This is a genomic window from Sphingomonas sp. OTU376 (assembly GCF_038440415.1).
Lineage (GTDB): Bacteria > Pseudomonadota > Alphaproteobacteria > Sphingomonadales > Sphingomonadaceae > Sphingomonas > Sphingomonas kyeonggiensis_A.
The window spans coordinates 13,847-37,621 of sequence record NZ_JASATQ010000005.1 but is presented as its reverse complement, the minus strand read 5'-3'; the positions used below and the strand labels follow the sequence as shown (position 1 = coordinate 37,621).

Sequence of the window (23,775 nt, the reverse complement as noted above, 5' to 3'; positions counted from 1 at the left end):
AGGTCCCGCAACGTCGCTTCCGCTAGCTAGACGAGCGAGCGGCGCAAACCCGACAAGAAGGATCGGGAACGGTGCAAGAATCGATCATTGCACAATGTCTGGACTGTCCCGGGTTCCTTGCCAAGTGGTAACGCTATCACCGGCCGGGGATGAGCTGGTGCTCACGAAGCCAGGCAAGAAACAGGTCCGGCCACTGCGCCACCAGCGTGCCCGGCTTGCCGGCGCCCCAGCTATGGCCGCCCTTCTCGAATACATGCATCTCCACCGGTCGCGCGGCAGCCTTCATCGCGCCGAACATCCGCAGCGTATGCTCGACATTGGCGATCGGATCGTCGGCGGCGTGCGCCAGGAACACTGGCGGAGTCGTCGGCCCCACCTGTGCCTCCACGGAGTAGAAGTCGCGATAGTCGGGCAGCACCGACAGCTTCTTCCGGGTCTGGGTGGTGTCGATCGGCGGGCGCATCGAGACGACCGGGTAGATCATGCCGGCAAAGGCCGGCGCGGCGCTCTGCTTGTCGGCATCGTCGATCGGGGCATAGAAATCATGATCGCTGCGTGTCGCCATCATGCCGGCCAGGTGCCCGCCGGCCGACATGCCGACCACGCCGATCCGCGCCGGATCGAGACCCCAGCGCTTGGCGCCGGCCTTGAGCAGGCGAAGCGTACGCTGCGCGTCCTGGAAGGGGGCGTCGGCATTCCAGCCGTCGCCCGGCAGGCGGTAATAGAGGATGATCGGCGTGATGCCGGCGGCGGCGAGCTTCGCCGCCACGTCCTTGGCCGAGCCGATCTGGATGCGGAAGTAACCGCCGCCACCCAGCAGCAGTGCTGCGGCGCCATTGGGATGGGCGGGGCGGTAGACTTCGTAGCGCGGCTCCGAGATGTTCGACCAGGAGCCGGTCTGCCCTCCCTCGTTGCCCACCTTTTCCGGGCCCGTCGGCTTGCCGTGGCCAGGCGGGTTGCCCGGCCACACGGCATAGACTTCGGGCTTGCCCAGCTTGTCCTGGGCGAAGGCAGGGCTGGCCGCGATGAACATCGCAGCCAGGAGGGAGAGGAGAAAGCGCATCAGAACCTCGTACCGAGCGTCACGTACCAATAGCGGCCATAGGGGCTGTAGAGCGAGCCCAGATAGCCGTCGGCGGTGATCGGGGGCTGCTTGTCGAACAGGTTGCGCACGCCGACGCGAAGCCGCGTATCGTCGCCCAGCCCGCCCTTGAAGCGATATTGGGTGTAGAGGTTGAACGTCACCTGGCCCTCGAGCCTGTAGGGGTTGCCGTTCGCATCGAGGAAGTTGGTGTCGTAGACCGTGCCGATATAGTTGGCGAAGGCGCCGACCTGCCAGCCGCTCTTCGACCAGGTGAGCGAGCCGGTGACCCGCCACTTGGGCTTGCCGCGATCCTGGATCAGGTCGCTCGCATCGGTGAGTGGGGTGGCGGCGTTGATCTGCCCGGCTTCGCGCGCGTCGAACAGCGCCTGCACCGCCGGCGGGGTATCGCGCGAGAACTTGGTCAGCCGCGCGCCGTTCAGTGCCAGGTCGAACTTACCGATGCCGGTGCGAACATTGTAGAGCAGCGCGACGTCGATGCCCTGCACCGTCTGGGGCAGCAGGTTGACGAACTGGTCGTTGATCCGGGTAACCGCGCCCGCCGGGGCCAGGCCGGTGCCGGCGAAGACCGGGGTGTCGTCCGCGGTCGCTGCGGCGCGGATCACGTTCGGGTTGCTCGATCCCTGCAGGCGCAGGAGATAGTCGAGCACCAGCGCGTTCTGCGCACCGAACTGGCCGACGATGCCGGTCTGCTTGATCGACCAGAAATCGGCGGTCAGCGTCAGCCGCCCGGCGCTCTCCGGAATGAACTTGGGCTGGAGCACGGTGCCGATGGTCCAGCTGGTGCTGCTCTCCGGCTTCAGGTTCGGATTGCCGCTGACGAAGATCGAGTAGCTGATGCCGCGCGAGCAGGCGCCGTAGCTGGCGATGCGGCCGGCGCGCAGGTCGGCCTCGCAGCGATAATAGTCGGTATTCGAATTGAGGCGTGAATAGGCGACGGTGTTGGTCTGCTCGAGGTTCGGTGCGCGGAAGCCCTGCGACCAGGAGCCGCGGATGCGCAGGCCGTCGACCAGGTCCCATGCCGCGGCGATCTTGGGCTTCGCCACCGATCCGAAGTCGCTGTAATGCTCGTAGCGTCCGGCGAGCTGTACATCGAGACGATGGATCAGCGGCACGTGCATTTCGGGCGAGACCACCGGCACGGCGAGCTCGGCGAAGGCCGAGAAGACGGTGCGGGCGCCCCTGGTGCTCGGCGTCGGGCTGACGGCGGCGACGTTGGAGAGGTTGGTCTCGCCGGTCACCATGTCGACGAAGCCGATCGAGCCGTTGAGGTTGGGGTCGCGGTCGTCGCGCTGCGTCTCACGGCGGCCCTCGATGCCGAAGGCCACGCCCAGGTTTCCGCCCGGCAGGGCGAGCAGGCGCCCGTTCGAGACCTTGAAATCGGCCAGTGCGAGCGTGGTCTTGGAGCGGCGCTTCAGGTCGAACTGGAAGGAGTCGATCGTGGTACCCGAGGCGGGCGAGCAGTCGCCGACGCTCGGCGTCGCCGCGCAGCCGCCACTGAACGGGTTGTACGCCTCGGGCGTGGAGAGGGCGAGGTTGCGCTGGAGCGCGGTCATGTTGATCGCGTTCGAGACGTCGGTCGCCTCGGCCTCCGAATAGAGGATCGCGCTGTCGAAGTCGAAGCTGCCGATCTGGCCCTTCACGCCGCCGAGGAAGCGCGACTGCCAGTTGGTGACGTCGACTTCCTGCTGGCCGGCATCGACGAAGCGATAGGTGGACAGGCGGACCGCCAGGCCGGCGGCGGGCACGTTGGTCAGGCCGGCGATACGGTTCGGGTTGGCGACACCGTTGAAGGTGGTCGGGCCGAACGGGTTCCAATAGTTGGAAGCCGGGATCACGATCGCGTTGAGGTTGATCGTCGGCGGCTGGATGCGGTGCGTCTCCGCGTAATAGAAACCCGCCTCGCCATAGACGGTGACGCTGTCCGAGATGTCGTAATGCGCGCTGGCGAAGCTGTTATAGCGCTCGATCGTCGGCGAAACCGTGGTTCCCGGCCGCGTATCGAATCGCTCGCTGCGCAACGTGGTCGCGGTCGCGCGGGTGCCGGTGCCGAAGCAGGTGTCGGCGCTGATCGTCACCAGGCAGCCGGGGTTGGCGGTCGACTGGGTGTGGAAGGCGCCGGCCGACGACGTCAGCGCCTGGTTGCCGGGGTTGCGGCGGATCGTGCCGGGCCCGTTGACCACCGCGAGATTGGCCCAGGGCGACTGGGTGGCGCGGCCGTCGGCGGTCAGGTTACCGGCATAGGCGGGATCATTGGCGAAATAGGACATGAGGTTGTCCGTCGCCGTATAGGGCTGGTCCTCGGCCAGCTGCGCCGTGCGGTGGGTATAGTCGACATAGAGCGAGATGTTGCCCCGGCCTTCGGCGAAGTTGCTGCCGACGGTGCCGGTTACCTGGAATTCGCGGCGATGCGTGCCCTCGGCCCCGCCATAGCGGATGTCGAGCGAGCCGCCGTCGATGTTGTTCTTGGTGACCGTGTTGACCACGCCCGCCACCGCGTCCGAGCCATAGATGGCGGCGGCGCCGTCGCGCAGGATCTCGAGCCGCTGGATGCCGGCGACCGGCAGGGAATTGGCGTTGTAGCCGAGCACCGGCACATTGCCGTCGCCGGCCTGGCTGGTCGGGTGGCTCACCAGACGGCGGCCGTTGAGCAGCACCAGCGTGTTGCCCACGCCCAGGTTGCGCAGGTTGATCGAATTGACGTCGCCGCGCGCCGCGTTGCTGGTCTGCGGATTATTCGATTCGTTGAAGCTCACATCGCCGGCCTGCGGGATCGAGCGGAACAGCTCGTCCCCCGAAAGCGCGCCGGTAGCGTCGATCTGGTTGGCGTCGAGCACCGAGACGGGCAGCGCCGCAGTGGTGCTGGCGCCCCGGATCTGGGTGCCGACCACAACGATCTCGTCGGTCTTCTCATTGCCTTCCTGCGCGGCCGGCGTCTCCTGGCTGGCCGGTGCCGCCGCGTCCTGCGCGTGCGCCGCCTGCGCGAGCATAAGCACGCCCAGCGCGCTGCCCGCGGTCAAGGCGATGCGCCCATATCCCTTCTTCATGCCCTCTCTCCCTGTTCCATTTGTTCTAGGTCTTCTGATTTTGAAATGCTGCGACCCGAGAGGGCGGCGTCGAGCGCCTCCCGATCGAGCTTGTTTTCCCAGCGCGCGACGACGATCGCCGCCACCGCGTTGCCGACGAAATTGGTGAGGCTGCGGCACTCGCTCATGAAGCGGTCCACGCCCAGGATCAGCGTCATGCCCGCCACCGGCACGCTCGGCACGATCGACAGCGTCGCCGCCAGCGTGATGAAGCCGGCGCCGGTCACGCCCGCCGCGCCCTTCGAGCTGAGCATCGAGACGAGGACGAGCAGGATCTGCTCGCCCCAGCTCAGGTGCACCCCGCAGGCCTGCGCGATGAACAGCGCGGCGAGCGTCATGTAGATGTTGGTGCCGTCCAGGTTGAACGAATAGCCGGTCGGCACGACCAGCCCGACCACGCCCTTCTCGCAGCCCGCGCCTTCCAGCTTGGCGATCAGGCTGGGCAGGGCGGCTTCCGACGAGGAGGTGCCGAGCACCAGCAGCAGCTCGGCCTTGAGGTAGCGCAGCAGCTTGAAGATCGAGAAGCCGTTCAGCCGGGCGACCACGCCCAGTACGCCCAGCACGAAGAACAGCGACGTCGCGTAGAAAGTGCCGACCAGCCAGGCAAGATTGCCCAGCGACTCCACCCCGTACTTGCCGATGGTGAAGGCCATCGCGCCGAACGCACCGAACGGGGCCAGGCGCATCAGCATACCGACGATGCGGAAGACGATGAGCGCGATCCGCTCGACCAGGTCGAGCACCGGCTCGGCGGGCTTGCCGACCAGCACCATGGCGATGCCGAACAGCACCGCGACGAACAGGGTCTGCAGGATCGAGCCCTCGGTCAGCGCCGAGGGGATGGTGGTCGGGATGACCGACATCAGGAAGCCGACCACCGTCGTCTCGTGCGCCTGGTGCGCATAGCCCGCGACCGCGCTGCCATCGAGCGTGCGCGGATCGATGTTCATCCCCGCGCCGGGCTGGACGACATTGGCGACAACCAGGCCGATGATCAGCGCCAGCGTCGAGAAGAACAGGAAATAGCCAAAGGCCTTGGCCGCGACCCGACCGACCGAGCCGAGCTCGCGCATGCCGGCGATGCCGCTCACCACGGTGAGGAAGATCACCGGGGCGATCACCATCTTCACCAGCTTGATGAAGCCGTCGCCGAGCGGCTTGAACGATTCGCCCACCGAGGGCCAGAAATGGCCAAGCGTCACGCCCAGCGCGATCGCCACCAGCACCTGGAAATAGAGGTGGTGATAGAATGGCTTGCGAGCAGCCACAGGCTGCCCGTCGGGGATCGACTGGATGATCATACTCTCCTCTGTCCGCGCCCGGATGGCGCGCAGCCTCTTGTGTCGGGGCCTTGGTCGTGCACCTTATCCTTCCCGTTGTGGCCCTCCAGCACTTCGGAATTTGCGGGATAAGTATTTGGTTTATCTGGATTCAGCTGGCTGGCGGCACTGTCGCCCTGCACGAAATCGTGCGGAATTCCGCGCGGAGTTCCGCTGAAATGTGCGATAATCCGCACAAATGAGTCCCGCAGCCCTTCTCCGCCGCCGCAACCTGGTGCTTGCCGGCATCGCGCTAACGGCGATCCTGCTGCTCGCCTGGGCGGGCAGCCGCTGGGCGAACGGGCAGGCGCGCGGCTCGGCCGACGCAGTCGCGCAGCAGACGGCGCGCGCGCATGTCGGGCTGCTCAATTCGGAGCTGCAGAAGTTCCGCCTGCTGCCGCTGGTGCTCAGCGAGAATCCCGAGATCGCCCCGGCGCTGCGCGGCGGCGATCCCGATGCCGAGCGCAGGCTGAACGAGACGCTCGAGCTGCTTGCCGCGCGCACCGATGCCGCCGCGATCTACGCGATCGATCGCAAGGGGCGCACGGTCGCGGCGAGCAACTGGCGGCTGCCCACCAGCTTTGTCGGCCAGCAATATGGCTTCCGACCCTATTTCCGGGACGCGATGGAGCGCGGCGCCTCGGAGCTGTTCGCACTCGGCACGATCAGCGGCCGCCCGGGCCTCTATCTCGCCCGCCGGGTGGACCGGAACGGACAGGCGCTCGGCGTGGTGGTGGTCAAGGTCGAGTTCGACGATGTCGAGGCGGCCTGGGCGCGCGCGCCCGGTATCACCGTCGTCACCGACGCACATGGCGTGATCTTGGTCACCTCGATCCGCGACTGGCGCTTCAAGGCGACCCAGGCGCTCGATGCCGCGACCTTGGCGGATGCGCGCCGCACGCTCCAGTTCGGTGCCGGACCACCCAGGCGCGCGCCGCTGACGATCGACGGTGCCAATGCGCGCGTCGAGGCCAGCGGCAAGGCACAACGCTACCGCGCCGCCGCCGAGCCCGCCCAGCTCGCCGGCGCACATCTCGTTCATCTTGCACCGCTGGAGCCGCCGCTCGCCGCCGCGCGCACCCAGGCGTTGCTGATCGCGCTGGCGATCCTGTTTGCCGCCGGCATGCTCGCCGGCTTCGCATTGCGCTCGGCCGAGAAGCGCCGCCTCCAGCGCCACCACCAGGCCCGGCTCGAAGCCGAGGTCGAGCGCCGTACCGTCGAACTACGGGAGGCCAATGCGCAGCTGATCGTCGAGTCCGAGGAGCGCGTCGAGGCCGATCGCCGCTATCGCGCCGCGCGGGAGGAGCTCGCCCAGGCCAGCCGGCTCGGCTCGCTCGGCCAGATCACCGCCGGCGTCGCGCATGAGATCAACCAGCCGGTGGCCGCGATCCGCAGCTTCGCCGAGAATGCCGAGACCTTCCTCGACCGTTCGGCCGCGGACAAGGCCCGCGCCAATCTCAAGCAGATCGTCTCGCTCACCGAGCGGATCGGCACGATCACCTCGGAACTGCGCGCCTTTGCCCGCCGCAAGACCCCGGTCGAGGGCAGTGCCGAGCTGGGATCGGTGCTCGATGGTACGCTGCTGCTGCTTGGAGAGCGCGCCCGCGGCGTGGTTTCGGTCAAGGTCTCCAAGGCCCAGCGCCATCTCGCCGTACGCGGCGACCGCATCCGGCTCGAGCAGATCCTGATCAACCTGCTCCAGAACGCGCTTGATGCCGTGCAGGGGAGCCGGGAAGCCAGGATTCTGGTCGAGGGCTCGCGTGACGGTGAGGTCGCGCGGCTTTCGGTGATCGACAACGGCCCCGGGGTCGCGCCGGAAATCGCCGAAACCCTGTTCTCGCCCTTCACTTCGGCGAAGGAGGGCGGGCTTGGGCTCGGCCTCGCAATTGCCCGCGACATCGCTCGCGAGTTCGGTGGCGATATCGCCTATGCGCCCGGCCCGGATGGCGGCGCGATCTTCCATCTCCTGCTCAAGGTCCTCTGATGCTCGCGCCCGACAATGCCATGATGATGTTCGTCGAGGATGACGAGCCGCTGCGCCTTGCCACGGTGCAGACGCTGGAACTGGCTGGCCTCGAGGTGCTGCCCTTCGATCGTGCCGCGTCTGCGCTCGCCCAGCTGACGCCGGACTTTCCCGGCGTGGTCGTCTCCGACATCCGCATGCCGGGGATGGACGGGCTGGAACTGCTCGCCAGGGTGCGGGCGATCGACAGCGATATTCCGGTGGTGCTGGTCACCGGGCATGGCGACGTGCCGATGGCGGTGTCGGCGCTGCAGGACGGCGCGTTCGATTTCATCCCCAAGCCCTTCGCCAAGGAAAGGCTGCTCGCGGCGGTGCGCCGTGCGCTCGATCGGCGGGCGCTGGTGATGGACAATCGCCGCCTGCGCGCTGCGGCCAGCGTTGCGGCGCAGGAAGAGAGCCCGCTGATCGGGGACAGCCCGGCCATGGCCCGGCTGCGCGCGATGATCGGCCAGCTCGGCGAGACCGATGTCGATATCCTGATCGAAGGCGAGACCGGCACCGGCAAGGAACTGGTCGCGCGCATGCTGCATCGGAGCGGGCGGCGGCGCGGCAAGCCTTTCATCGCCGTCAACTGTGCCGCCCTGCCCGAGGGGATCGCGGAGATCGAGCTGTTCGGCCATGCGGCGGACAGCGTCTCCCACACGCGGCTCTCGCGGGTCGGCCGCATTGCGTCGTCGAGCGGCGGCATGCTGTTGCTCGACGAGATCGATTCGATGCCGCTCCAGATGCAGGCCCGGCTGCTGCGCGTGCTCGAGGAGCGCGAGGTCCAGCCGATCGGTGCCGAGCGGCCTGATCCGGTCGATCTGCGGGTGATCGCCACTGCCAAGGAGGACGTTGCCGCCGCGGTCGCCGAGGGTCGTTTCCGGGCGGATCTCTATTACCGGCTGGCGGCGATGCGCATCCGCGTGCCGGCGCTGCGCGAGCGGGGCGGGGACGTGTTCCTGCTGTTCGCGGCCTTCTTCGAGGAAGCCAAGCAGCAGCTTGGCGCGAGCGACGCGGTGCTGGGCCCGGCGGTGCACGCCCAGCTCGCCCGCCATCAATGGCCGGGCAATGTCCGCGAGCTGCGCAACTTCGCCTTCGAAGTCGCGGCGGGGCGGAGCTTCACCGCTGCGGAGCAGGGGGATCGCGCCGATCTGCCCACCCGCCTGGCAAAGTTCGAGGAAAGCCTGATCCGTGACGCGCTGGTCCGCAATGGTGGCCGCGTTTCGCAGGCGCTGATCGAGCTCGGGGTGCCGCGCAAGACGCTTTACGACAAGATCGCCCGGCTCGGCATCGACCTGGCCGAGATCAAGCGGGTCCGGTGAGAAAGACCGGCCGGCGCCGGGAGCGCCGGCCGGCAGGTTGTGGATACTCCGTCGGGTCGCAGAAACGGAGTTCCGGTAAGCCGGGGATGCGGGTCAGCGCATCGGATAGTCGTTCGAGACCTGGTCGGCGCCGCTGTTGCGGATGCGCAGCGTCACCGGGTTAAGGTCCTTCGAGTCCGGGAAGAGCAGGCGGAAGCGGGCGGTGTCGCGGCGCTGCATGCCGTTGGTACCCGGATCGCGCTCCAGGCCGGCGGCGGTGCCGGTGACCTTGTCATCGTAGAGATTGCCGTCGTCGCGGATCGACTGGCCGTCGGCGTCGATCAGGAACGCGTCGATTTCCGAGGCGCGCATGCCGATATGGTCCGTCTCGGCGCGGACGGAGACGATCGCCTGCCAATGGCCGTCCGGCCCCTGGGCAAGCTCGTCCACCTTGAACGACCAGATGCCGTAGCGCTGCCAGCTGCCGGCACCGGCGGGCACGCCCGGTCCGGCGGGGCCGGAACTGTCCGGGCCCTTGGCGCTGGAGGCGAGGTCGATCAGCGTTTCGGCAACGCGCTCGACAGTGCCGTCGCGGCTGTCGCCGCCCACCATCGTGGCAGCGGTGCTCTTCGCCAGCTTCTTGAGGAAGGACTGGGCGTGCGCGGGCTCGGCTGCGGTCAGCAGCAGGACCGCGGCGATCACATATTTCATCGAATGACCTTTCGTCTGCGGGCTCAGCGCATCGCGAAGTCGCGCGAGACCGGGCGATAGCCGGTGTCGGCGATGCGCAGCCTGGTGGGGTGGAGATCCTTTGATTCTTCGAAGAGCAGGCGGACGCGGATCGTGTCGCCCTTCTGCATCCATTGCGTCCCGATGATCGGCTCGAGCGACTTGGCGGGGCCAGTCACCGAGGGGCGATAGAGGCGGCCTGCCTGGCGGATCACTTCGCCGTCATTGTTGATCAGCGACATCTCGATCTGGGCGGAGGCCATGCCGATGCGATTGGCTTCGGCGCGGACAGAGATGATCGCCTGCCAGCTGCCGTCCGGTCCCTGCCGGACCTCGTCGACCTTGAAGGACCAGAGGCTGCCATAGAGCTGCCAGTTGCCGGCACCCGCGGGAACGCTCGCGCCACCCGGGCCCGGAGCGGGAACCGGGGTGGGGGCGGGCGACGGCGCGGGTGCCGGCGGTGGCGCCGGAGCTGGTGTCGGGGGGGATGGCTCCGGCGTTGGCTGTGGCGTGGGTTGGGGCTTGGGTTCGGGGGCGGAAAGCGGCGACATCCAGGAAGCGATCACGCTGTCGCCGGTAGCGAGCTCGAGCACGCTGGCCGCGAACGGCACCGATCCGAACGGAATGGAATAGGTCTGGGTCTCGCAGACATTGATCGCGCGGCGGCCGAGCATGGTCTCGCCGCCGGTGCTGCGCGCTCGGGATGCCATCGCCTTCTGGCCGTTGGCGCCGCGCAGCGTGCCGGTCATCGCCGAGAAGTCGAGCAATTGCGCCTGGTCGGAGACGTTCTGGAACTCGATCACCGCCACGGCGCCTTCGCCGTCACGGGCCAGCGACACGCGGCTGCTCCACAGCCAGCCGCCCGAATGGCGCGACATCGATGTCTTGCCGGTGACGCGGCAGGCGAAATAGGGCGCCGGCGCCAAGCCGGGGCGCGTGATCGTCCCGCTGATCCGGCCGTCGTCGAAGCTGAACTCGGCCGCGCCATTTTCCATCAGGCTGGAGCCCGCATAGGCCTGGAAGCTGCCGGCCACGTGCCCGGCGCGGTCGAGCGGGCCGCCAATATCCTGGGTGATCGCGCTGCCATCGGGCGCAAAGGTCTGGAGCGACAGCGTGTTGCCCGCGGAGCGGTGCGCCTGGCCCTGGAAGCCCTGGTTGGAGCGCCAGATGGTGTTGTCGATCAGGCGCATCGTGTTCAGGTCGGTCGCGCTCGGCGCATAGTCCTGGGCGGCGGCGGGCGCGGCGAGGGCGATGCCGGCAAGGGCAATGCCGGCGGAGAACAGGGGCTTGGACATGGCGGGTCTCTCGGAAATCAGGCGGCGAGATGCGCCATGCGGGCGGCGGCGAGCATCGACGCCCAGCCCTTCACCGTCATCGAGGCGCGATAGGCGTCCTGCATCTCGGCGGTGAGGATCTCGAGCATCAGCGCGTTGTCGACCCAGACCTCGATCACGTCGAACACGCCGCCGCGGCTGACCGTCTCGACATGCCAGGATTCGCGCCGGGCGACGGCGTGCACCGCCGCTTCGTCGAGCGGGGTGGCGACGGCGGCGTGGAACGGGCTGAACCGGTTGGAGTGGATCGCGAAGCGCTCGCGCACGCCGTTGCCGCTGAAGCTCGGCTCGAGCTGCCAGCCCCGGGCATAGACTTCGATCGCGGTGCCGTTCTCGTCGCCGGCAAAGGCGATCCAGCTATCGTTGCCGATCGGCGGGAAGGGCATGGCAACGCCGCCCATGATTTCTGCGAGCGCAAAGGCGGTGGCCGCCGGCGCGTCTGAGGAGATCGAAATGTGGAACAGCATGGTCTTCACTCATCTGTTTGGGATGAGCATGGACTAGGAGACCGCTGTTTCGCCCTGACCTCGCTTCCGGCCCTATCGGGTTTCAATTGTTTCGCTGGCGGATGCTTCGGCGAGCACCGCCTCGACCGCGGCGCGGATCTCGGCCGGGTCGAAGGGCTTCTCGATCACCGGCCGGCCGATCTCGGCGGCGCGGCGGCTGGTGTCGCCGGCGAGGATGTCGCCGGTTAGGAACAGGAAGCGTTCCCCCTGGCCGGCGCGTGCCGCCGTGGCGCGGCGCCAGGTCTCGAACCCGTCCATCCCCGCCATGCGGACGTCGCAGACCACCACATCGAACCAGCCGGCGGCGATCTCGGCCAGCGCCGCCTCGCCGCCGTGCACCACGCGGATCGCGGCGCCAAGCGGGCGCAGGCATTCCTCGATCAGTTCGGCGACATCGGCCTCGTCGTCGACGATCAGGATGCGGCCCCGGCTGCCGCCCGTCGCCGGACGCGGCGCCTGGCGGGTACGCACCGGCGCCACCGGCTCCACCGGCAGGGTGATACGGAACGCCGCGCCGCCGCCTGCCCCGGATACCAGCTCGAGCGCGCCCTCATGCGCCTCGACGATGCCGCGCGACACCGACAGGCCCATGCCCGTGCCTTCGCCAACCGGCTTGGTGGTGAAGAAGGGCTCGAAGATCCGGCGGCGGACGGCATCGGGCACGCCGGGGCCGGTGTCGCGCACCGTCAGCAGGATGCGGCCGGCGGCGTCTCGCGCCGTCTCGATCCGTACCTGGCGCGGGGCGCCGTCCGGCAGCGCCGTCAGCGCATGCTGGGCATTGATCAGCAGGTTGATCACCACCTGGACGAGCTGGTCGCCATCGGCGCTCGTACGCGGCAGGCCGATATCCAGGTCGAGCACCAGCTCGATGCCGGCGGTGCGCAGGCCATAGCCGGTGATCTCCAGCGCGTCGTTGACCAGCGCGTTGATGTCGACCGCGCTGCGCTCGGGCGCGCTGCGCCGGGCCATGGCGAGGAAGGTCCGCACGATCCGCCCGCACCGGTCCGCCGCCGAGCGCAGCTTCTGCAGCGCGCTTTCATGCGGCGTGCCGGCAAGCTGCTCGGCCAGCACCGTCGAGCGGCCGAGCACCACCGCCAGCGGATTGTTGAGTTCGTGGCTCACCCCCGCAAGCAGCGAACCCAGCGCGGTCATCTTCTCGCTCTGGTGCAGCGCCTCGCGCTGGCTGGAGACTTCCGCCTCGATCCGGCGACGCTCGGTGATGTCGCGGATGAACACCACGATCAGCGCGCGGCCGCCCTGCTGCAGCCGGCGTGCCTGGAGCTCGGCGGGGAAGCGCCGGCCGCGCACGCCGCGCGCCTCGAAGGGCCACGCATCTGCCATGCTCTCGCCGTCGAAGCGCAGCGCGTCGCCGATCGGCTCGGCTTCCTCGGCCGGCGCGATCAGCTCGGGCAGGGGGCGGCCTATGCTGGCGACGCCCGTGGGCGCGAACATCCGGGTAAAGGCCATGTTTGCGCTGACCACCCGCAGATCGGCGTCCGCGAGCACCACCGCGTCGAACGCCGCGTCGAGCACCGCCGAGGTGGTGGCATGCGCCTCCTGCAGCCGGGCCACCGCGCCGCGCTGGGCGGCGAAGGCGGCGTCGATCGCCGCAAGGGTAGGGCGCCACAGCCGCGAGACTTCGGGCGGAGTGCCGGTGCCCGAGCGCTCGATATGCCCGGCCAGGCGGAAGGCGGGGGCGAGCACCCGGCGCAGCACATACCAGGCGACGAGGCAGAGCAGCGCGTACAGCCCCAGCATCACCGCGAGCAGCGCGCCGAGCCGGAAGAGCACCTGGCGGGTGACATTGCCCATGTCGGCGATGGCGATCACCCGCAACGGCGTATCGCCGATCGCCTGGGCACGTACCACGCGCTTGCCGGTGAGCACCCCGCGCGGCGGCTCGCCATCCGGATCGAAGCCCAGGAAATCGCGGACCTCGGTCCCGGCGGTCTTCGCCTTGCTGAACGGTCCGGCCGCGAGCGGGATATCGGCGGCGCGAGACGTGGCGATCACATGCTCGTTGCCGTCGACCAGGGTCAGCTCGACACCCGGCACCGGCTGGTTGCGCAGGATCTCGCGCAGGTCATTGGCCCATACGTCGATCCCCACCATCATCCGGTACTGGCCATCGACCCAGACCGGGGCGAGCAGCGATACCAGGCGTCCGTCGCCCCGGATCACCCGGCCGGCGCGGGTGCGGCCGGTGTAATTGTCGCGGTAGACGGCGGTCCATAGCGGCGGGGCCGTTTCCGGCCGGTGCGCGACCGACTGGATGAACTGGTGGGTCGCGGGATCGAAGACCTTCCGTGCCATCGCCCGGGCCATGGCGAGATGCTCGGCATCGGGCAGCCTGGGATAGTTGGCGGCGAAGCCGGTCCGCGCCGACATCACATAGCTGAGCGCGATGTCGGGCGCGGCGGCATGGACGCCGGCCAGGGTGAGCCACAATTCCTCCACCACCGCGCGATCGGTGACGATATCGGCCGGCGTGCCGCTGACCGAGCCGCGATAGCCCAGCGTGTTGCCGCGCACGCCCTGTGTCGGCACCGCGCCGCCGCGCTCGATCGCCTGATAGGCATATTGGGCGCTGGAGCGCAGCGTCAGCACGCGCTGGTTGGCGGCGGTGACCAGTGCGGCGATCTGGTTCTCGGTCGCCCGCGCGCCGGTGGCGGCGACGCGCAGCTGGCGGTCATATTCGGATTTAACCACCCAGGTCGCCACCGCGACGAGCAGCAGCCCGATCGACACCACCGCGGCGACCAGCGCCTGGGTGGTGCGCCTGCCGCGAGGGGCAGCTTCGCTCATTCGCCTTCGGGCACCAGCATATAGCCTTCGCCGCGCACGGTGCGCAGGATGCGGGGGAAGGCGGGGTCGACTTCGATCTTCTTGCGCAGCCGGGCAACGCGGATGTCGATCGACCGGTCGAACGGGTCCCAGCGGCGGTGATGCGCCAGTTCGAGCAGCTGGTCGCGGTTCAGCGCACGGCGGGCATGGGTGATGAACACATAGAGCAGGTCGAACTCCATGGCGGTGAGCGGCACCTGCTCGCCGGCATCGTCGAACATCTGCCGCGTTTCGACATCGAGCACGCATTTGCCGATCCGCATCCGCGCCGGCGGCCGGCCGTGGCGGTTGACCGGCGCCATCGTCCGCCGCAGCACCGCCTTCACCCGCGAGCGCAGCTCGGCGGGATCGAACGGCTTGGCGAGATAATCGTCGGCGCCCATCTCCAGCCCGACGATCCGGTCGGTGGTCGATCCCATCGCGGTGAGCATCAGCACCGCGGCGCTGCTCTCGGCGCGCAGCCAGCGCGTGAGCGACAGCCCGTCCTCGCCGGGCATGGTGATGTCGCAGACGACCAGGTCGGGGCGGAAGCTCGGCACCAGCTTGCGCAGCGCGGCGCCGTTCGCGGCGGATTCCACCTGGTATCCGCAGCCGGCCAGGAACTCGCTTACCATGTCGAGCACGTCGGGATCGTCATCGCAAACGATGATCCGCGCCGCCACGCCCGCCTGAGGTTCGCCGTCCTTCACATGGCCACGATACCCAATTCCGGCGGGAGCCGCACCGGGCAGTTTTGTTTCAATTGTACCGGGTGCGGGCGACCGGTTCCCGGTTGCCCGCTGGGTACTTAGTCTATCAAGTTCCCCGGCGAAGGCCGGGGCCCAGGTTCGGCCAACTATCGATGGCGCGGGAGCCTCACGAACGACATTGCAACTGGGCCCCGGCCTTCGCCGGGGAACAGCTATGCGCAAGGGCTCCCGCGTTCAGTCGCTCAGACGAGCTCGCCCAATGCCGAGCGATCGAAACCCTTCAGGCTGCCGGTATCGCCGGTGCGGATCTTCTCGGCCCAGTGCGGGTCGCTGATCAACGCGCGGCCAACCGCGATCAGGTCGAACTCGTCACGCTCCATCCGCTTGACCAGCTTCTCGATGCCCGTGCTGGTCGAAGCCTCGCCGCCGAACGCCGCGATGAACTCGCCCGACAGGCCGACCGAGCCGACGCTGATCGTGGTGGCGCCGGTGAGCTTCTTGGCCCAGCCCGCGAAGTTCAGCCCTTCCTCGCCGTCGATCTCGGGGAATTCGGGCTCCCAGAAGCGGCGCTGCGAGCAGTGGAGGATGTCCACGCCGGCATCGACCAGCGGCTGCAGCCAGTCTTCCATCAGCTGCGGCGTCTCGGCCAGCCGGGCGGCGAAGTCCTGCTGCTTCCACTGGCTGACGCGCAGCGCGAGCGGATAGTCGGGGCCCACTGCGGCGCGGACGGCTGCGATCACTTCGCCGGCGAAGCGGGCGCGCTCCCTGATCGAGGCGCCGCCATAGCGGTCCTCGCGCTCATTGGTGCCGCCCCAGAAGAACTGGTCGATCAGATAGCCATGCGCGCCGTGCAGTTCGACCAGGTCGAAGCCCAGCCGCTTGGCATCGGCCGATGCGCTGGCAAAGGCAGCGACGGTGTCGGCGATCGCTTCCTCGGTCATCACCTCGCCGCGCGGGGTGCCGGGCCCGAGCAGGCCCGACGGACTCTCGACCGGGCTCTCCGGCTCCCAGCCGCCCTGGCTCTTGGTCGATCCGGTGTGCCAGATCTGCGGGCCCATCTTGCCGCCGGCGCCGTGCACCGCGTCGATCACGCTCTTCCAGCCGGCCAGCGCCTGCTCGCCATGGAAGAAGGGGATGCCGCCTTCGTTGCGCGATGCCGGCCGGTTGATCACCGTGCCTTCCGACAGGATCAGGCCGACGCCGCCTTCGGCCCGGCGGCGATAATAGGCCGCGTTCGGCTCGCCCGGAATGCCCTCGGGCGCGAAGCTGCGGGTCATGGGAGCCATGACGATGCGGTTCTTGAGGCTGAGGTTGCCGCGCTCGAAGGGTCGGAAGAGGATATCGCTGTCGGGCATAGGGAATGAAATCCGTGTTGGTTGGACGCGACTAGGTATATCATGTAAACTTGGGTGCAAGAACGCACCTGCTGTCGACCAGGTATATCGGAGGAAACCTTGGACCATTGCGACCCCCGGCATTTCTCGGCCGGCTGCCCCAGCCGCGAGCTGATCGACCAGATCGCCGACAAATGGTCGATGATGGTATTGGCCGTTCTCGATGGCGGGCCGCTGCGGTTCAACGCGATCAAGCGGCATTTGGAGGGGGTGACCCAGAAGGCGCTTACCCAGTGCCTGCGCCGGCTCGAGCGCAACGGCATCGTCGTGCGCCGCGTGCTGCCGCTGTCGCCGGTGGCGGTGGAATATGAGATCACTCCGCTCGGCCGTTCGCTCCAGCCGCCGTTCAAGGCGCTGTACCGCTGGACCTTCGAAAATCTTGGCGTGGTCGAGGAAGCCCGCCAGGCCTTTGACGCTCGGGCGGTGGCTTAGGGTATTCAAGATTCCCCTCCCTGCAAGGGAGGGGTTAGGGGTGGGTTAGAAAAGGCCGGGCTCGATGCCCGGCCTTTTCTTTTTCGGGTGCCGTCTCGCTGGGCGCGCCCGGAAGACCGGGCCCGCAACCCACCCCCGACCCCTCCCTTGCAGGGAGGGGAGGAAGAAGGGCACGCTACCCCAGCTTCGGCCGCCGGCAGAACGGCACCAGCACCAGCGCCGCCAGGAACAGATGCGCCATCAACCGGAACACATCGTTGAACGCCAGCGTCATCGCCTGGCGCTGCACGATATGCCCGGCGACGCCCTGCGCCATCAGCAGCGCTTCGGCGCGGTCGGGCGTGTAGCTGCCGGCATAGGCGGCGAGATTCTCGATCAGCTCGCTGCCGGCGCGTCCGGCCACGCCCAGCGCCTCGCCCAGCCGCAGCATGTGGATACGGGCATTGTCCTGCAGCCAGGTGTTGACCAGCGCGATGCCAATCGCTCCGCCCAGGTTGCGCATCAGGTTGAACAGGCCGGAGGCATAGCGCAGCTCGGGTCCTTCGAACCCGGCCAGCGCCAGGTTCACGCTCGGCACGATGCACAGCATGATCGCGAAGCTGCGCACCGCCTGCGGCCAGAGCAGGGCGTGGAAGCCCCATTCGGGCGTCATGAAGCTGAACAGCCATAGTCCGGCGGCGAACAGGCTCAGGCCAAAGGTTATCATGATCCGCGGATCAAGGCGTTGGGAGAGGCCGGCCGCGATCGGCACGCCGAGCATCTGGACGATGCCGGCGATGAACACGGTCGTGCCGATCTCCGACGCGTTGTAGCCGCGCACCGTGCCGAGGAAGACCGGGACCAGATAGGTCGCCGAATAGATGCCGAAGCCGATCACCAGGTTGAACACGCAGGCGAAGACGAAGGTCGGCTTGCGGAAGGGGGAGAGGTTCACGATCGGATTCTCGGAGCGGAAGGAGCGCTCGAGGAACAGCAGCAGCGCGACGAAGCTCAGCCATGCGCCGGTGGCGATTTCATGGTCCTGGAACCAGTCGTTGCGCGGGCCTTCCTCGAGCACATATTCCAGCCCGCCGAGGAAGATCGCCATCGCGATCAAGTGTACCCAATCAATCCGTTTGAGCATCGAAAGCTTGGACTGATCGACCCGGATGAACAGCAGCGAGAGCGTCGCCACCACCGCGCCGGGGAGTATGTTGACGTAGAAGATCCAGCGCCAGCCCATGGCGTCGGTTATCCATCCACCCAGAGTAGGCCCCAAAGTTGGCGCCAGCACGGAAACCATGCCGAGGATCGCCGGGATCATCGCGCGCTGCTTGCCGGTGAACATCGCGAAACCGGTCGCGAACACCGTGGGGACCATCGCGCCACCCACGAAACCCTGGAGCGCGCGGAAGGCGATCATCGATTCGATGCTCCAGGCGAGGCCGCACAGCGCGCTCGCCAGGGTGAACAGTCCGGCGGAGAGTGCAAACAACCAGCGCGTGGAGACTGCTTGTGCAAGGAACGCGGCGAAGGGGATCATCACCAGCTCGGCCATCAGATAGGCGGTCTGCACCCAGCTGATCTCGTCCGAGCTGGCCGAGAGCCCGGCCCGCACTTCGTTGAGTGAGGCGGCGACGATCTGGATGTCGATCAGCGCCATGAACTGGCCAAACGCCATCACCCCGAAGATCAGGAACTTGCGGCTGTCGGGCAGCGCCTGCGGGTCGATCGTCTGCGCCATCCGGGGCCTCTTGAACGGGTGCGAGGATGATTATATGATGTACGTCATATAAAGCAAGGACGGCCCGGGAAATGCGCTATGCGCCTCAACATCGCCAACTTACGCGTCTGAAGATTCTGAAGGAGGCCGCCGCCGCGATCCGGGCCAAGGGGCCGGAGGGCGTCGGGGTGTCCGCGCTGATGAAGCAGGCCGGCCTCACCCATGGCGGCTTCTATGCCCATTTCCCCTCCAAGGACGCGCTGGTCGCCGAGGCGATCGGGGTGATGTTCGAGGAGGCGCGCAATCGCTTCGACTGGGCGTTGGCCGAGGCCGATCCGCGCGCGGCGCTCGACAAATATGTCGGCTTCTACCTCTCGCCGCTCCACCGCGATGCGCGGGGAAGGGGGTGCCCGGTAGCTGCGCTGTCGGGCGACATGGCACGGCTCGAACCCGCAGCCCGCGAGCGTTTCGGCCAGGGCAGCACCGCCCTCGCGCAGCGGCTGGGCGAGGTGCTGGCGAGGCACGGCACCGCCAATGCCCCGGCGGCGGGCCGTTCGATGCTGGCCGAACTGGTCGGCGCCCTGCTGCTCTCGCGCACCGCCACCGATCCGGCCGAATCCGACACAATCCTCGCCGATTCCGCCGCAGCGATCCGGGCGCGCTATCTACTGGAGGCACGGGCATGAACGGGCTCGAACAGGTGCAGGCGCTGCTGGCCGCCGGCAAGCAGCCGCCGATCGGCGAGACGCTGGCCTTCTCGTTGGTGGAAGTGGCCAAGGGCCATGCGGTGTTCGAGGGTGTGCCCGATCGGCGGGCCTATAATCCCCTCGGCACCATCCATGGCGGGTATGCCGCGACCCTGCTCGATTCCGCCTGCGGCATCGCCACGCATAGCGCCCTGCAGGAGGGGCAGAGCTACACCACGCTGGAGCTCAAGGTCGCCTATCACCGCGCGATGACCGAGCAGACCGGCCTCGTCCGCGCGATCGGCACGGTGATCTCGATCGGTCGCCGCGTCGCCTTCGCCGAGGCGAAGCTGGCCGATGCCGAGGGGCGGTTGCTTGCCTCGGCAACTTCCACGCTGCTGGTGATCAGCCAGTGAGCGAGCAGGTAGAAACCAAGCCGCAGCGCAAGCTGCCCAAGGTTGCGGTGGCGGGAGGCGCAGCCGTGCTGGTCGCCGCTGCGGGTGCGCTGTGGATCGCCAGCCCGGCATCCAGCGAGACGACCGACAATGCCTATCTCCGGGCCGACAGCACGATCGTGTCGGCCCGGATCAGCGGGCAGATCGCGCAGGTGCTGGTCCGCGACAACCAGGAAGTGAAGGCCGGCGAGCCGCTCGTCCGCATCGAGGATCACGAGTTCGCCGCCAGGCTCGATTCCGCGCGGGCCGCAGTGCGGGACGCGGATGCCGATGTTGCCGCCGCCCTGGCGGCGATCAAGTCGCATGGGGTCGAGACGCAGCTGGCTGGGGCGAATGTTGCGGTGGTGCGGACCGGTATTGCTTCGGCCAATGCCGAGTTGCAGCGGGCCGAGGCGGATGATTTTCGGTATCAGGCCTTGCTAGCGGAGGGATTCGCAACGCGGAGGGACGCCGAGCGGATCCGGGCCGTCCTGATCGATGCGCGGGCCAAGGCGCGGCAAAGCGGCGCGAGCCTGGCCGCTTCGCAGGACAGCGCCGGCGTGACCATCGCGCGCAAGGACAGCCTGCTCGCCGAGCTGGAAAAGGCCCGTGCCGGCGCCGAGCGCGCCCGCGCCGCGCTCAGGCTGGCCGAGCAGGACGAGGGCTATACCCTGATCCGCGCGCCCATCGGCGGCGTGATCGGCAACCGCCGCGCCCAGGCCGGCGACCTGGTCCAGCCGGGCACCAGGCTGCTGACGCTGGTGCCGAGCCGCCAGCTCTATGTCGTCGCCAATTTCAAGGAGACCCAGACCGCGCGCATGCTCACCGGCCAGCCGGCCAAGGTGCATGTCGACGCGCTGGGCGGCGACGCGCTGACCGGCCGCGTCGAGAGCTTCGCGCCGGGCTCCGGCTCCGAATTCACCCTGCTGCCGTTCGAGCCGGGATCGGGCAACTTCACCAAGATCGTCCAGCGCGTGCCGGTGCGCATCGCGCTCGACCCGGGCCAGCCGGCGCTGGCGCGGCTGCGGCCGGGCCTGTCGACCACGGTGACGGTGAAGCTGGCGCGCTGAGGCGTTTCAAGGACTCAAAGAGCGGCCGGGCACCAGGCCCGGTCGCGAGAGCCAAACAGACGAAACCCTACATTGCAAGCAGACCAGGCGGCGGTGCCGCCTTGGGGCAAGCGGACCAGGCGGCGAGGCCGCCACAGGGCGCAGGGAGATCACACCCTGTGGCGGGCAGCCCTATTTCAGCAGGTACCAGGCGCCGATCGCGGCGGCGACCGTGTTGAACGGCTGAAACAGGTTGTTCCCCCAATCATTGTCGAGCGTGCCCGAATTGGTGGCCATGTTCACGATATGGGGATCCTGCCGGGCCGGATTGCCGAAGGCGGGATCGGCGCGGCAGGTGCGCATCACATAGCGCCAGAAAACGCCCGAACCCGAGCCATAGTCGTTCGAGTCGCCGCTGATCGGCGAGGAATTGGTGGGATCCAGATAGGGCCCGACCATGTTGGGCTGGCTCCAGTTGGATGCCGGCATGTTGTAGAAGACGCCCTGCAGCAGGTCGGCGGGAATGCTGCCGGCGTCGGGCAGATTGGCGCCGGGAAGCTGGGCGTACTGGGCGAGCGCCCCCATGATGAGCCCCTGATCCCCGCCCCAATAGGCATTGGGGAAATAGCCCTCGACCGGCGGGCAGCCGCCGGTGTCGAACGGCGCGTAGGTGGGCGTGCGCTCATGTACCAGCTTGCCGTGCGCGAACTCGGTCGCCAGCGAATCGCTGCCGGTCAGGTTCAGCCAGCTTGCCAGGAAGGCCGCCACCTCGTCCGCCTTCTGGCGATAGGTCTCGACCGATTGCAGCCGGTCCCATGCCCCGCCGCTCAGCTTCTCCGTCGCCTTGCGGCTGGCGGCGGCGATCAGGCTGCAGCAGAAGGAGAGGTAGAGCCCCGACATCAGCGTGACCTGGAACACGCCGAGCGTGTTGTTTGCCGGATTGGGATCGCCGGCGTCCGGGCCGTCATCGACGGGGAAGGGCAGGGTGGAGAAATCATATTGCCAGCAGCCGCCCGGGAAGCGCGGCACCGCCCAGACATCCACCATCTGGTTGGTGAAGATCTTGTAGTCCGCATTCTGGCGCGGCGTGCCCTGGCCATCGGCGCCACGTTCGATCAGCGCCCAGCTGTTGCGCGTGCCGATATGGAGCTGCCCGCGCGCGCTGAGGATTTCCCTGGTGAACTTGACCCAGTTGCTCTGGAGCGCGCTGTTCGCCCAGATCGCGTCCGGAATGCGGTTCGCGATCGTTGCGAAATCGCCGTCATCGACCAGGCCCCACAGGTCGATCGCCGCTGTCTGAAAGAACTCCAGCTTGTCGCCGAAGACCTCGGTATAGTCCGGATCGAACGCCTTGGACGCGGCGATCCCCCACCAGGACCAGTCGTCATACCAGGCCGCCATCAGGCCGACGATGCCATATTGATAGCCATGGACCGCCTTGGCGACCAGGGCTTCCATCAGCTTCGCGCTGTCCGGATCCAGCTCGCCCGCTTCCTTCAGCGCGAGGAAATAATCGAGCACCGTGTCGAACACGCAGCCGACCTGCCAGAAATTGGGATATTCCGCCTCCAGCGAGAACTGGCCGGCCTGGCTTGCGAAGGCGTCGGCCAGGCTTCCTTCGTCGCCGATCTTGCCCATTGTCTTCTTTGCGAAATCGATGAACTGCGAAACTTCGAGCTTCGGATCAGCAAGAACCATGGTCGTTGCTCCCATCAGACGATTGGCTGGAAAAATCGACAGGTCGATATTTTCAAATGGTCGCATCGATCATTTGGGCTGTCCATTGACTCATCGGTCCGTAATGACTGGATCGACTGCAGGATGCTGTATTCAAGGCAAGAAAAACCCGCACGGCATCACCGCGCGGGCTTTTTGTTCGACGGCTGTTGGCCGGTGCGGCTCAACGTGCCTTTTGCGCGACCTGCACCGCGCACCTGGTGCGCACCGGCAGGGCGGACTTGCCCGCCTGGTGATGGGTCTGGGCCTGGGGGCAGGCCGGCTTGTCGCGCATCCGCCAATGGGTGGCCGTGGACTTGCCCGAGGGCGCCCAGACCAGCTGGTGGGTCTCGTGCAGCGACTGGGCCTGGGCGGCCGGCGCGAAGGCGAGGACGGAAGCCGCAACGGTGGCAAGGGCGAGTTTCATGCTATCTCCTTCAGATATTCGCAGAGATAGCGTCGGCGCCGATACCGTGTTTTGCGCGCCTGTAAGGAAGGTTTTCCCGTACGTTACGAAGCGCTGCCCGTCCGTGACAAAGCATTGCCGTAAAGCCCCCATCTTGAGGAGAAGGGGCATCAGGCCTAGATCGCGTCCATGAATTTTCTCGAGACCATGGCATGAGCGCGCCCGTCATCGTTCTGGTTGAAGACGATCCCGCGCTGCGAACCCTCACCGCACGGGCGCTCCAGGAAAACGGCTATTCGGTGCGCCAGGCGGCGACCGCGCCGGAGATGTGGCTGGCGTTCGACAACGGTCCCGTCGACCTGGTCCTGCTCGACATCATGCTGCCGGGCACCAGCGGCATCGACCTGTGCCGCGAAGTGCGGCGCAAGAGCGACGTGCCGATCATCTTCATCAGCGCCAAGGGCAATGAGCATGATCGCGTGCTCGGGCTCGAGCTGGGCGCCGACGACTATCTCGCCAAGCCGTTCAGCACCCGCGAGCTGATCGCCCGCATCCGCGCGGTGCTTCGCCGCGGCGGGCTGGAGCGCATGGCGGGCGGCGACCGCGAGACCCAGGCGCATTTCGACGGCTGGACGGTCAATTTCCCGCGCCGCGAAGTGAAGTCGCCGAGCGGCGCCGTGGTCGAGCTGACCGGTGCCGAGTTCGACCTGCTCGCCGCGTTCCTCAGCCAGCCCCAGCGCGTGATCGCGCGCGAGCGGCTGGTGGAGCTTTCGCGCGTCCGGCTGGGCGACAGCTCGGATCGCAGCGTCGACGTGCTGGTCAGCCGGCTGCGCCGCAAGATCTCGGCCGCCGGCCATGAGCCGCCGATCGGCACGGTGCGCGGCATCGGCTATATCTTCCGCGCAGAGGTCACCCGGTCCTGAGCCTGCTCCCGCGCCACCCGCTGGGGCTGCTCGGCAGGATCCTGCTGATCCTGCTGCTCACCGTCGCGGTCGAGTTCGGGGCGAGCACCTTCCTCTATGAGCGGTCGTCGCGCTACTC

General features: G+C 67.8%; 19 protein-coding genes. 7 read left to right on the top strand and 12 right to left on the bottom strand.

Annotated features, from left to right (window positions below):
* Positions 1-136 precede the first annotated feature (136 nt).
* The 3 genes from AAHM44_RS03630 to AAHM44_RS03620 are packed head-to-tail and all read right to left on the bottom strand — an operon-like array spanning position 137 to position 5,489.
* Positions 137-1,063 (bottom strand): alpha/beta hydrolase, encoded by a 927-nt coding sequence (locus tag AAHM44_RS03630; RefSeq protein ID WP_342249055.1) that lies wholly within the window; start codon positions 1,061-1,063, stop codon positions 137-139.
* Complete coding sequence (locus AAHM44_RS03625; RefSeq protein ID WP_342249054.1) at positions 1,063-4,149, bottom strand: TonB-dependent receptor domain-containing protein; 3,087 nt, start codon at positions 4,147-4,149, stop codon at positions 1,063-1,065. Before AAHM44_RS03625 ends, AAHM44_RS03630 begins: the two co-directional genes overlap by 1 nt.
* Positions 4,146-5,489, bottom strand: coding sequence for a dicarboxylate/amino acid:cation symporter (locus AAHM44_RS03620; RefSeq protein ID WP_269576281.1), 1,344 nt, complete (start codon positions 5,487-5,489; stop codon positions 4,146-4,148). The genes AAHM44_RS03625 and AAHM44_RS03620 overlap by 4 nt, the downstream gene beginning before the upstream one ends.
* Before the next feature lie 217 nt (positions 5,490-5,706).
* Here AAHM44_RS03620 and AAHM44_RS03615 point away from each other — a divergent pair, with 217 nt between their 5' ends.
* Both AAHM44_RS03615 and AAHM44_RS03610 read left to right on the top strand, forming a co-directional pair.
* Positions 5,707-7,491 carry a sensor histidine kinase gene (locus tag AAHM44_RS03615; protein ID WP_269576280.1) on the top strand — a complete coding sequence of 595 codons (1,785 nt, stop codon included), beginning with the start codon at positions 5,707-5,709 and terminating at the stop codon, positions 7,489-7,491.
* On the top strand, positions 7,491-8,834 hold the full coding sequence (locus AAHM44_RS03610; RefSeq protein WP_342249053.1) for a sigma-54-dependent transcriptional regulator: 1,344 nt from the start codon (positions 7,491-7,493) through the stop codon (positions 8,832-8,834). Before AAHM44_RS03615 ends, AAHM44_RS03610 begins: the two co-directional genes overlap by 1 nt.
* A gap of 93 nt (positions 8,835-8,927) precedes the next feature.
* Here the strand turns inward: AAHM44_RS03610 and AAHM44_RS03605 are convergent, their stop codons facing one another.
* The 6 genes from AAHM44_RS03605 to AAHM44_RS03580 all read right to left on the bottom strand — a co-directional run bounded on the left by AAHM44_RS03605 (position 8,928) and on the right by AAHM44_RS03580 (position 16,270).
* Positions 8,928-9,524: a hypothetical protein gene (locus tag AAHM44_RS03605; protein ID WP_342249052.1), complete on the bottom strand. Its 597-nt coding sequence runs from the start codon at positions 9,522-9,524 to the stop codon at positions 8,928-8,930.
* 23 nt (positions 9,525-9,547) lie between these two features.
* Positions 9,548-10,837 (bottom strand): hypothetical protein, encoded by a 1,290-nt coding sequence (locus AAHM44_RS03600; protein WP_342249051.1) that lies wholly within the window; start codon positions 10,835-10,837, stop codon positions 9,548-9,550.
* Between the two features lie 17 nt (positions 10,838-10,854).
* Positions 10,855-11,343, bottom strand: coding sequence for a hypothetical protein (locus AAHM44_RS03595; RefSeq protein WP_184168772.1), 489 nt, complete (start codon positions 11,341-11,343; stop codon positions 10,855-10,857).
* A 72-nt stretch (positions 11,344-11,415) separates the two neighbouring features.
* Complete coding sequence (locus AAHM44_RS03590) at positions 11,416-14,187, bottom strand: hybrid sensor histidine kinase/response regulator (RefSeq protein WP_342249050.1); 2,772 nt, start codon at positions 14,185-14,187, stop codon at positions 11,416-11,418.
* Positions 14,184-14,915, bottom strand: coding sequence for a response regulator (locus AAHM44_RS03585; RefSeq protein ID WP_269576275.1), 732 nt, complete (start codon positions 14,913-14,915; stop codon positions 14,184-14,186). The genes AAHM44_RS03590 and AAHM44_RS03585 overlap by 4 nt, the downstream gene beginning before the upstream one ends.
* A 242-nt stretch (positions 14,916-15,157) precedes the next feature.
* Positions 15,158-16,270 (bottom strand): NADH:flavin oxidoreductase, encoded by a 1,113-nt coding sequence (locus AAHM44_RS03580; RefSeq protein ID WP_342249049.1) that lies wholly within the window; start codon positions 16,268-16,270, stop codon positions 15,158-15,160.
* A gap of 99 nt (positions 16,271-16,369) precedes the next feature.
* Here AAHM44_RS03580 and AAHM44_RS03575 point away from each other — a divergent pair, with 99 nt between their 5' ends.
* Positions 16,370-16,741 (top strand): winged helix-turn-helix transcriptional regulator, encoded by a 372-nt coding sequence (locus AAHM44_RS03575; RefSeq protein ID WP_342249048.1) that lies wholly within the window; start codon positions 16,370-16,372, stop codon positions 16,739-16,741.
* A gap of 175 nt (positions 16,742-16,916) precedes the next feature.
* Here AAHM44_RS03575 and AAHM44_RS03570 read toward each other — a convergent pair whose 3' ends face one another.
* Positions 16,917-18,464 (bottom strand): DHA2 family efflux MFS transporter permease subunit, encoded by a 1,548-nt coding sequence (locus AAHM44_RS03570; RefSeq protein ID WP_342249047.1) that lies wholly within the window; start codon positions 18,462-18,464, stop codon positions 16,917-16,919.
* 71 nt (positions 18,465-18,535) lie between these two features.
* Between AAHM44_RS03570 and AAHM44_RS03565 the strand changes: the two genes are divergently transcribed.
* From AAHM44_RS03565 to AAHM44_RS03555, 3 genes are read left to right on the top strand one after another with little or no spacing between them, the layout of a single operon-like run.
* Positions 18,536-19,129, top strand: a complete 594-nt coding sequence (locus tag AAHM44_RS03565) for a TetR/AcrR family transcriptional regulator (protein ID WP_342249046.1) — start codon at positions 18,536-18,538, stop codon at positions 19,127-19,129.
* Entirely contained in the window at positions 19,126-19,545 is a 420-nt protein-coding gene (locus AAHM44_RS03560; RefSeq protein ID WP_342249045.1) for a PaaI family thioesterase, read from the top strand. Before AAHM44_RS03565 ends, AAHM44_RS03560 begins: the two co-directional genes overlap by 4 nt.
* Complete coding sequence (locus AAHM44_RS03555; RefSeq protein WP_342249044.1) at positions 19,542-20,633, top strand: HlyD family secretion protein; 1,092 nt, start codon at positions 19,542-19,544, stop codon at positions 20,631-20,633. Before AAHM44_RS03560 ends, AAHM44_RS03555 begins: the two co-directional genes overlap by 4 nt.
* A 171-nt stretch (positions 20,634-20,804) precedes the next feature.
* On the opposite strand, the gene AAHM44_RS03550 is transcribed toward AAHM44_RS03555, so the two are convergent.
* Together AAHM44_RS03550 and AAHM44_RS03545 are read right to left on the bottom strand one after the other, a co-directional pair.
* Positions 20,805-22,310 carry a hypothetical protein gene (locus AAHM44_RS03550; protein WP_342249043.1) on the bottom strand — a complete coding sequence of 502 codons (1,506 nt, stop codon included), beginning with the start codon at positions 22,308-22,310 and terminating at the stop codon, positions 20,805-20,807.
* A 202-nt stretch (positions 22,311-22,512) separates the two neighbouring features.
* The gene (locus AAHM44_RS03545; protein WP_342249042.1) at positions 22,513-22,755 is read right to left on the bottom strand and encodes a hypothetical protein; all 243 of its coding nucleotides are present in this window, start codon (positions 22,753-22,755) and stop codon (positions 22,513-22,515) included.
* Between the two features lie 191 nt (positions 22,756-22,946).
* Here AAHM44_RS03545 and AAHM44_RS03540 point away from each other — a divergent pair, with 191 nt between their 5' ends.
* On the top strand, positions 22,947-23,657 hold the full coding sequence (locus AAHM44_RS03540) for a response regulator transcription factor (protein WP_184168763.1): 711 nt from the start codon (positions 22,947-22,949) through the stop codon (positions 23,655-23,657).
* The last annotated feature ends 118 nt before the right edge of the window (positions 23,658-23,775 follow it).

Bases quoted from the DNA above. Each gene is read 5' to 3' on its own strand.
- AAHM44_RS03630 (WP_342249055.1), bottom strand. From the start codon at position 1,063: ATGCGCTTTCTCCTCTCCCTCCTGGCTGCGATGTTCATCGCGGCCAGC.
- AAHM44_RS03625 (WP_342249054.1), bottom strand. From the start codon at position 4,149: ATGAAGAAGGGATATGGGCGCATCGCCTTGACCGCGGGCAGCGCGCTG.
- AAHM44_RS03620 (WP_269576281.1), bottom strand. From the start codon at position 5,489: ATGATCATCCAGTCGATCCCCGACGGGCAGCCTGTGGCTGCTCGCAAG.
- AAHM44_RS03615 (WP_269576280.1), top strand. From the start codon at position 5,707: ATGAGTCCCGCAGCCCTTCTCCGCCGCCGCAACCTGGTGCTTGCCGGC.
- AAHM44_RS03610 (WP_342249053.1), top strand. From the start codon at position 7,491: ATGCTCGCGCCCGACAATGCCATGATGATGTTCGTCGAGGATGACGAG.
- AAHM44_RS03605 (WP_342249052.1), bottom strand. From the start codon at position 9,524: ATGAAATATGTGATCGCCGCGGTCCTGCTGCTGACCGCAGCCGAGCCC.
- AAHM44_RS03600 (WP_342249051.1), bottom strand. From the start codon at position 10,837: ATGTCCAAGCCCCTGTTCTCCGCCGGCATTGCCCTTGCCGGCATCGCC.
- AAHM44_RS03595 (WP_184168772.1), bottom strand. From the start codon at position 11,343: ATGCTGTTCCACATTTCGATCTCCTCAGACGCGCCGGCGGCCACCGCC.
- AAHM44_RS03590 (WP_342249050.1), bottom strand. From the start codon at position 14,187: ATGAGCGAAGCTGCCCCTCGCGGCAGGCGCACCACCCAGGCGCTGGTC.
- AAHM44_RS03580 (WP_342249049.1), bottom strand. From the start codon at position 16,270: ATGCCCGACAGCGATATCCTCTTCCGACCCTTCGAGCGCGGCAACCTC.
- AAHM44_RS03570 (WP_342249047.1), bottom strand. From the start codon at position 18,464: ATGGCGCAGACGATCGACCCGCAGGCGCTGCCCGACAGCCGCAAGTTC.
- AAHM44_RS03565 (WP_342249046.1), top strand. From the start codon at position 18,536: ATGCGCTATGCGCCTCAACATCGCCAACTTACGCGTCTGAAGATTCTG.
- AAHM44_RS03560 (WP_342249045.1), top strand. From the start codon at position 19,126: ATGAACGGGCTCGAACAGGTGCAGGCGCTGCTGGCCGCCGGCAAGCAG.
- AAHM44_RS03550 (WP_342249043.1), bottom strand. From the start codon at position 22,310: ATGGTTCTTGCTGATCCGAAGCTCGAAGTTTCGCAGTTCATCGATTTC.
- AAHM44_RS03545 (WP_342249042.1), bottom strand. From the start codon at position 22,755: ATGAAACTCGCCCTTGCCACCGTTGCGGCTTCCGTCCTCGCCTTCGCG.
- AAHM44_RS03540 (WP_184168763.1), top strand. From the start codon at position 22,947: ATGAGCGCGCCCGTCATCGTTCTGGTTGAAGACGATCCCGCGCTGCGA.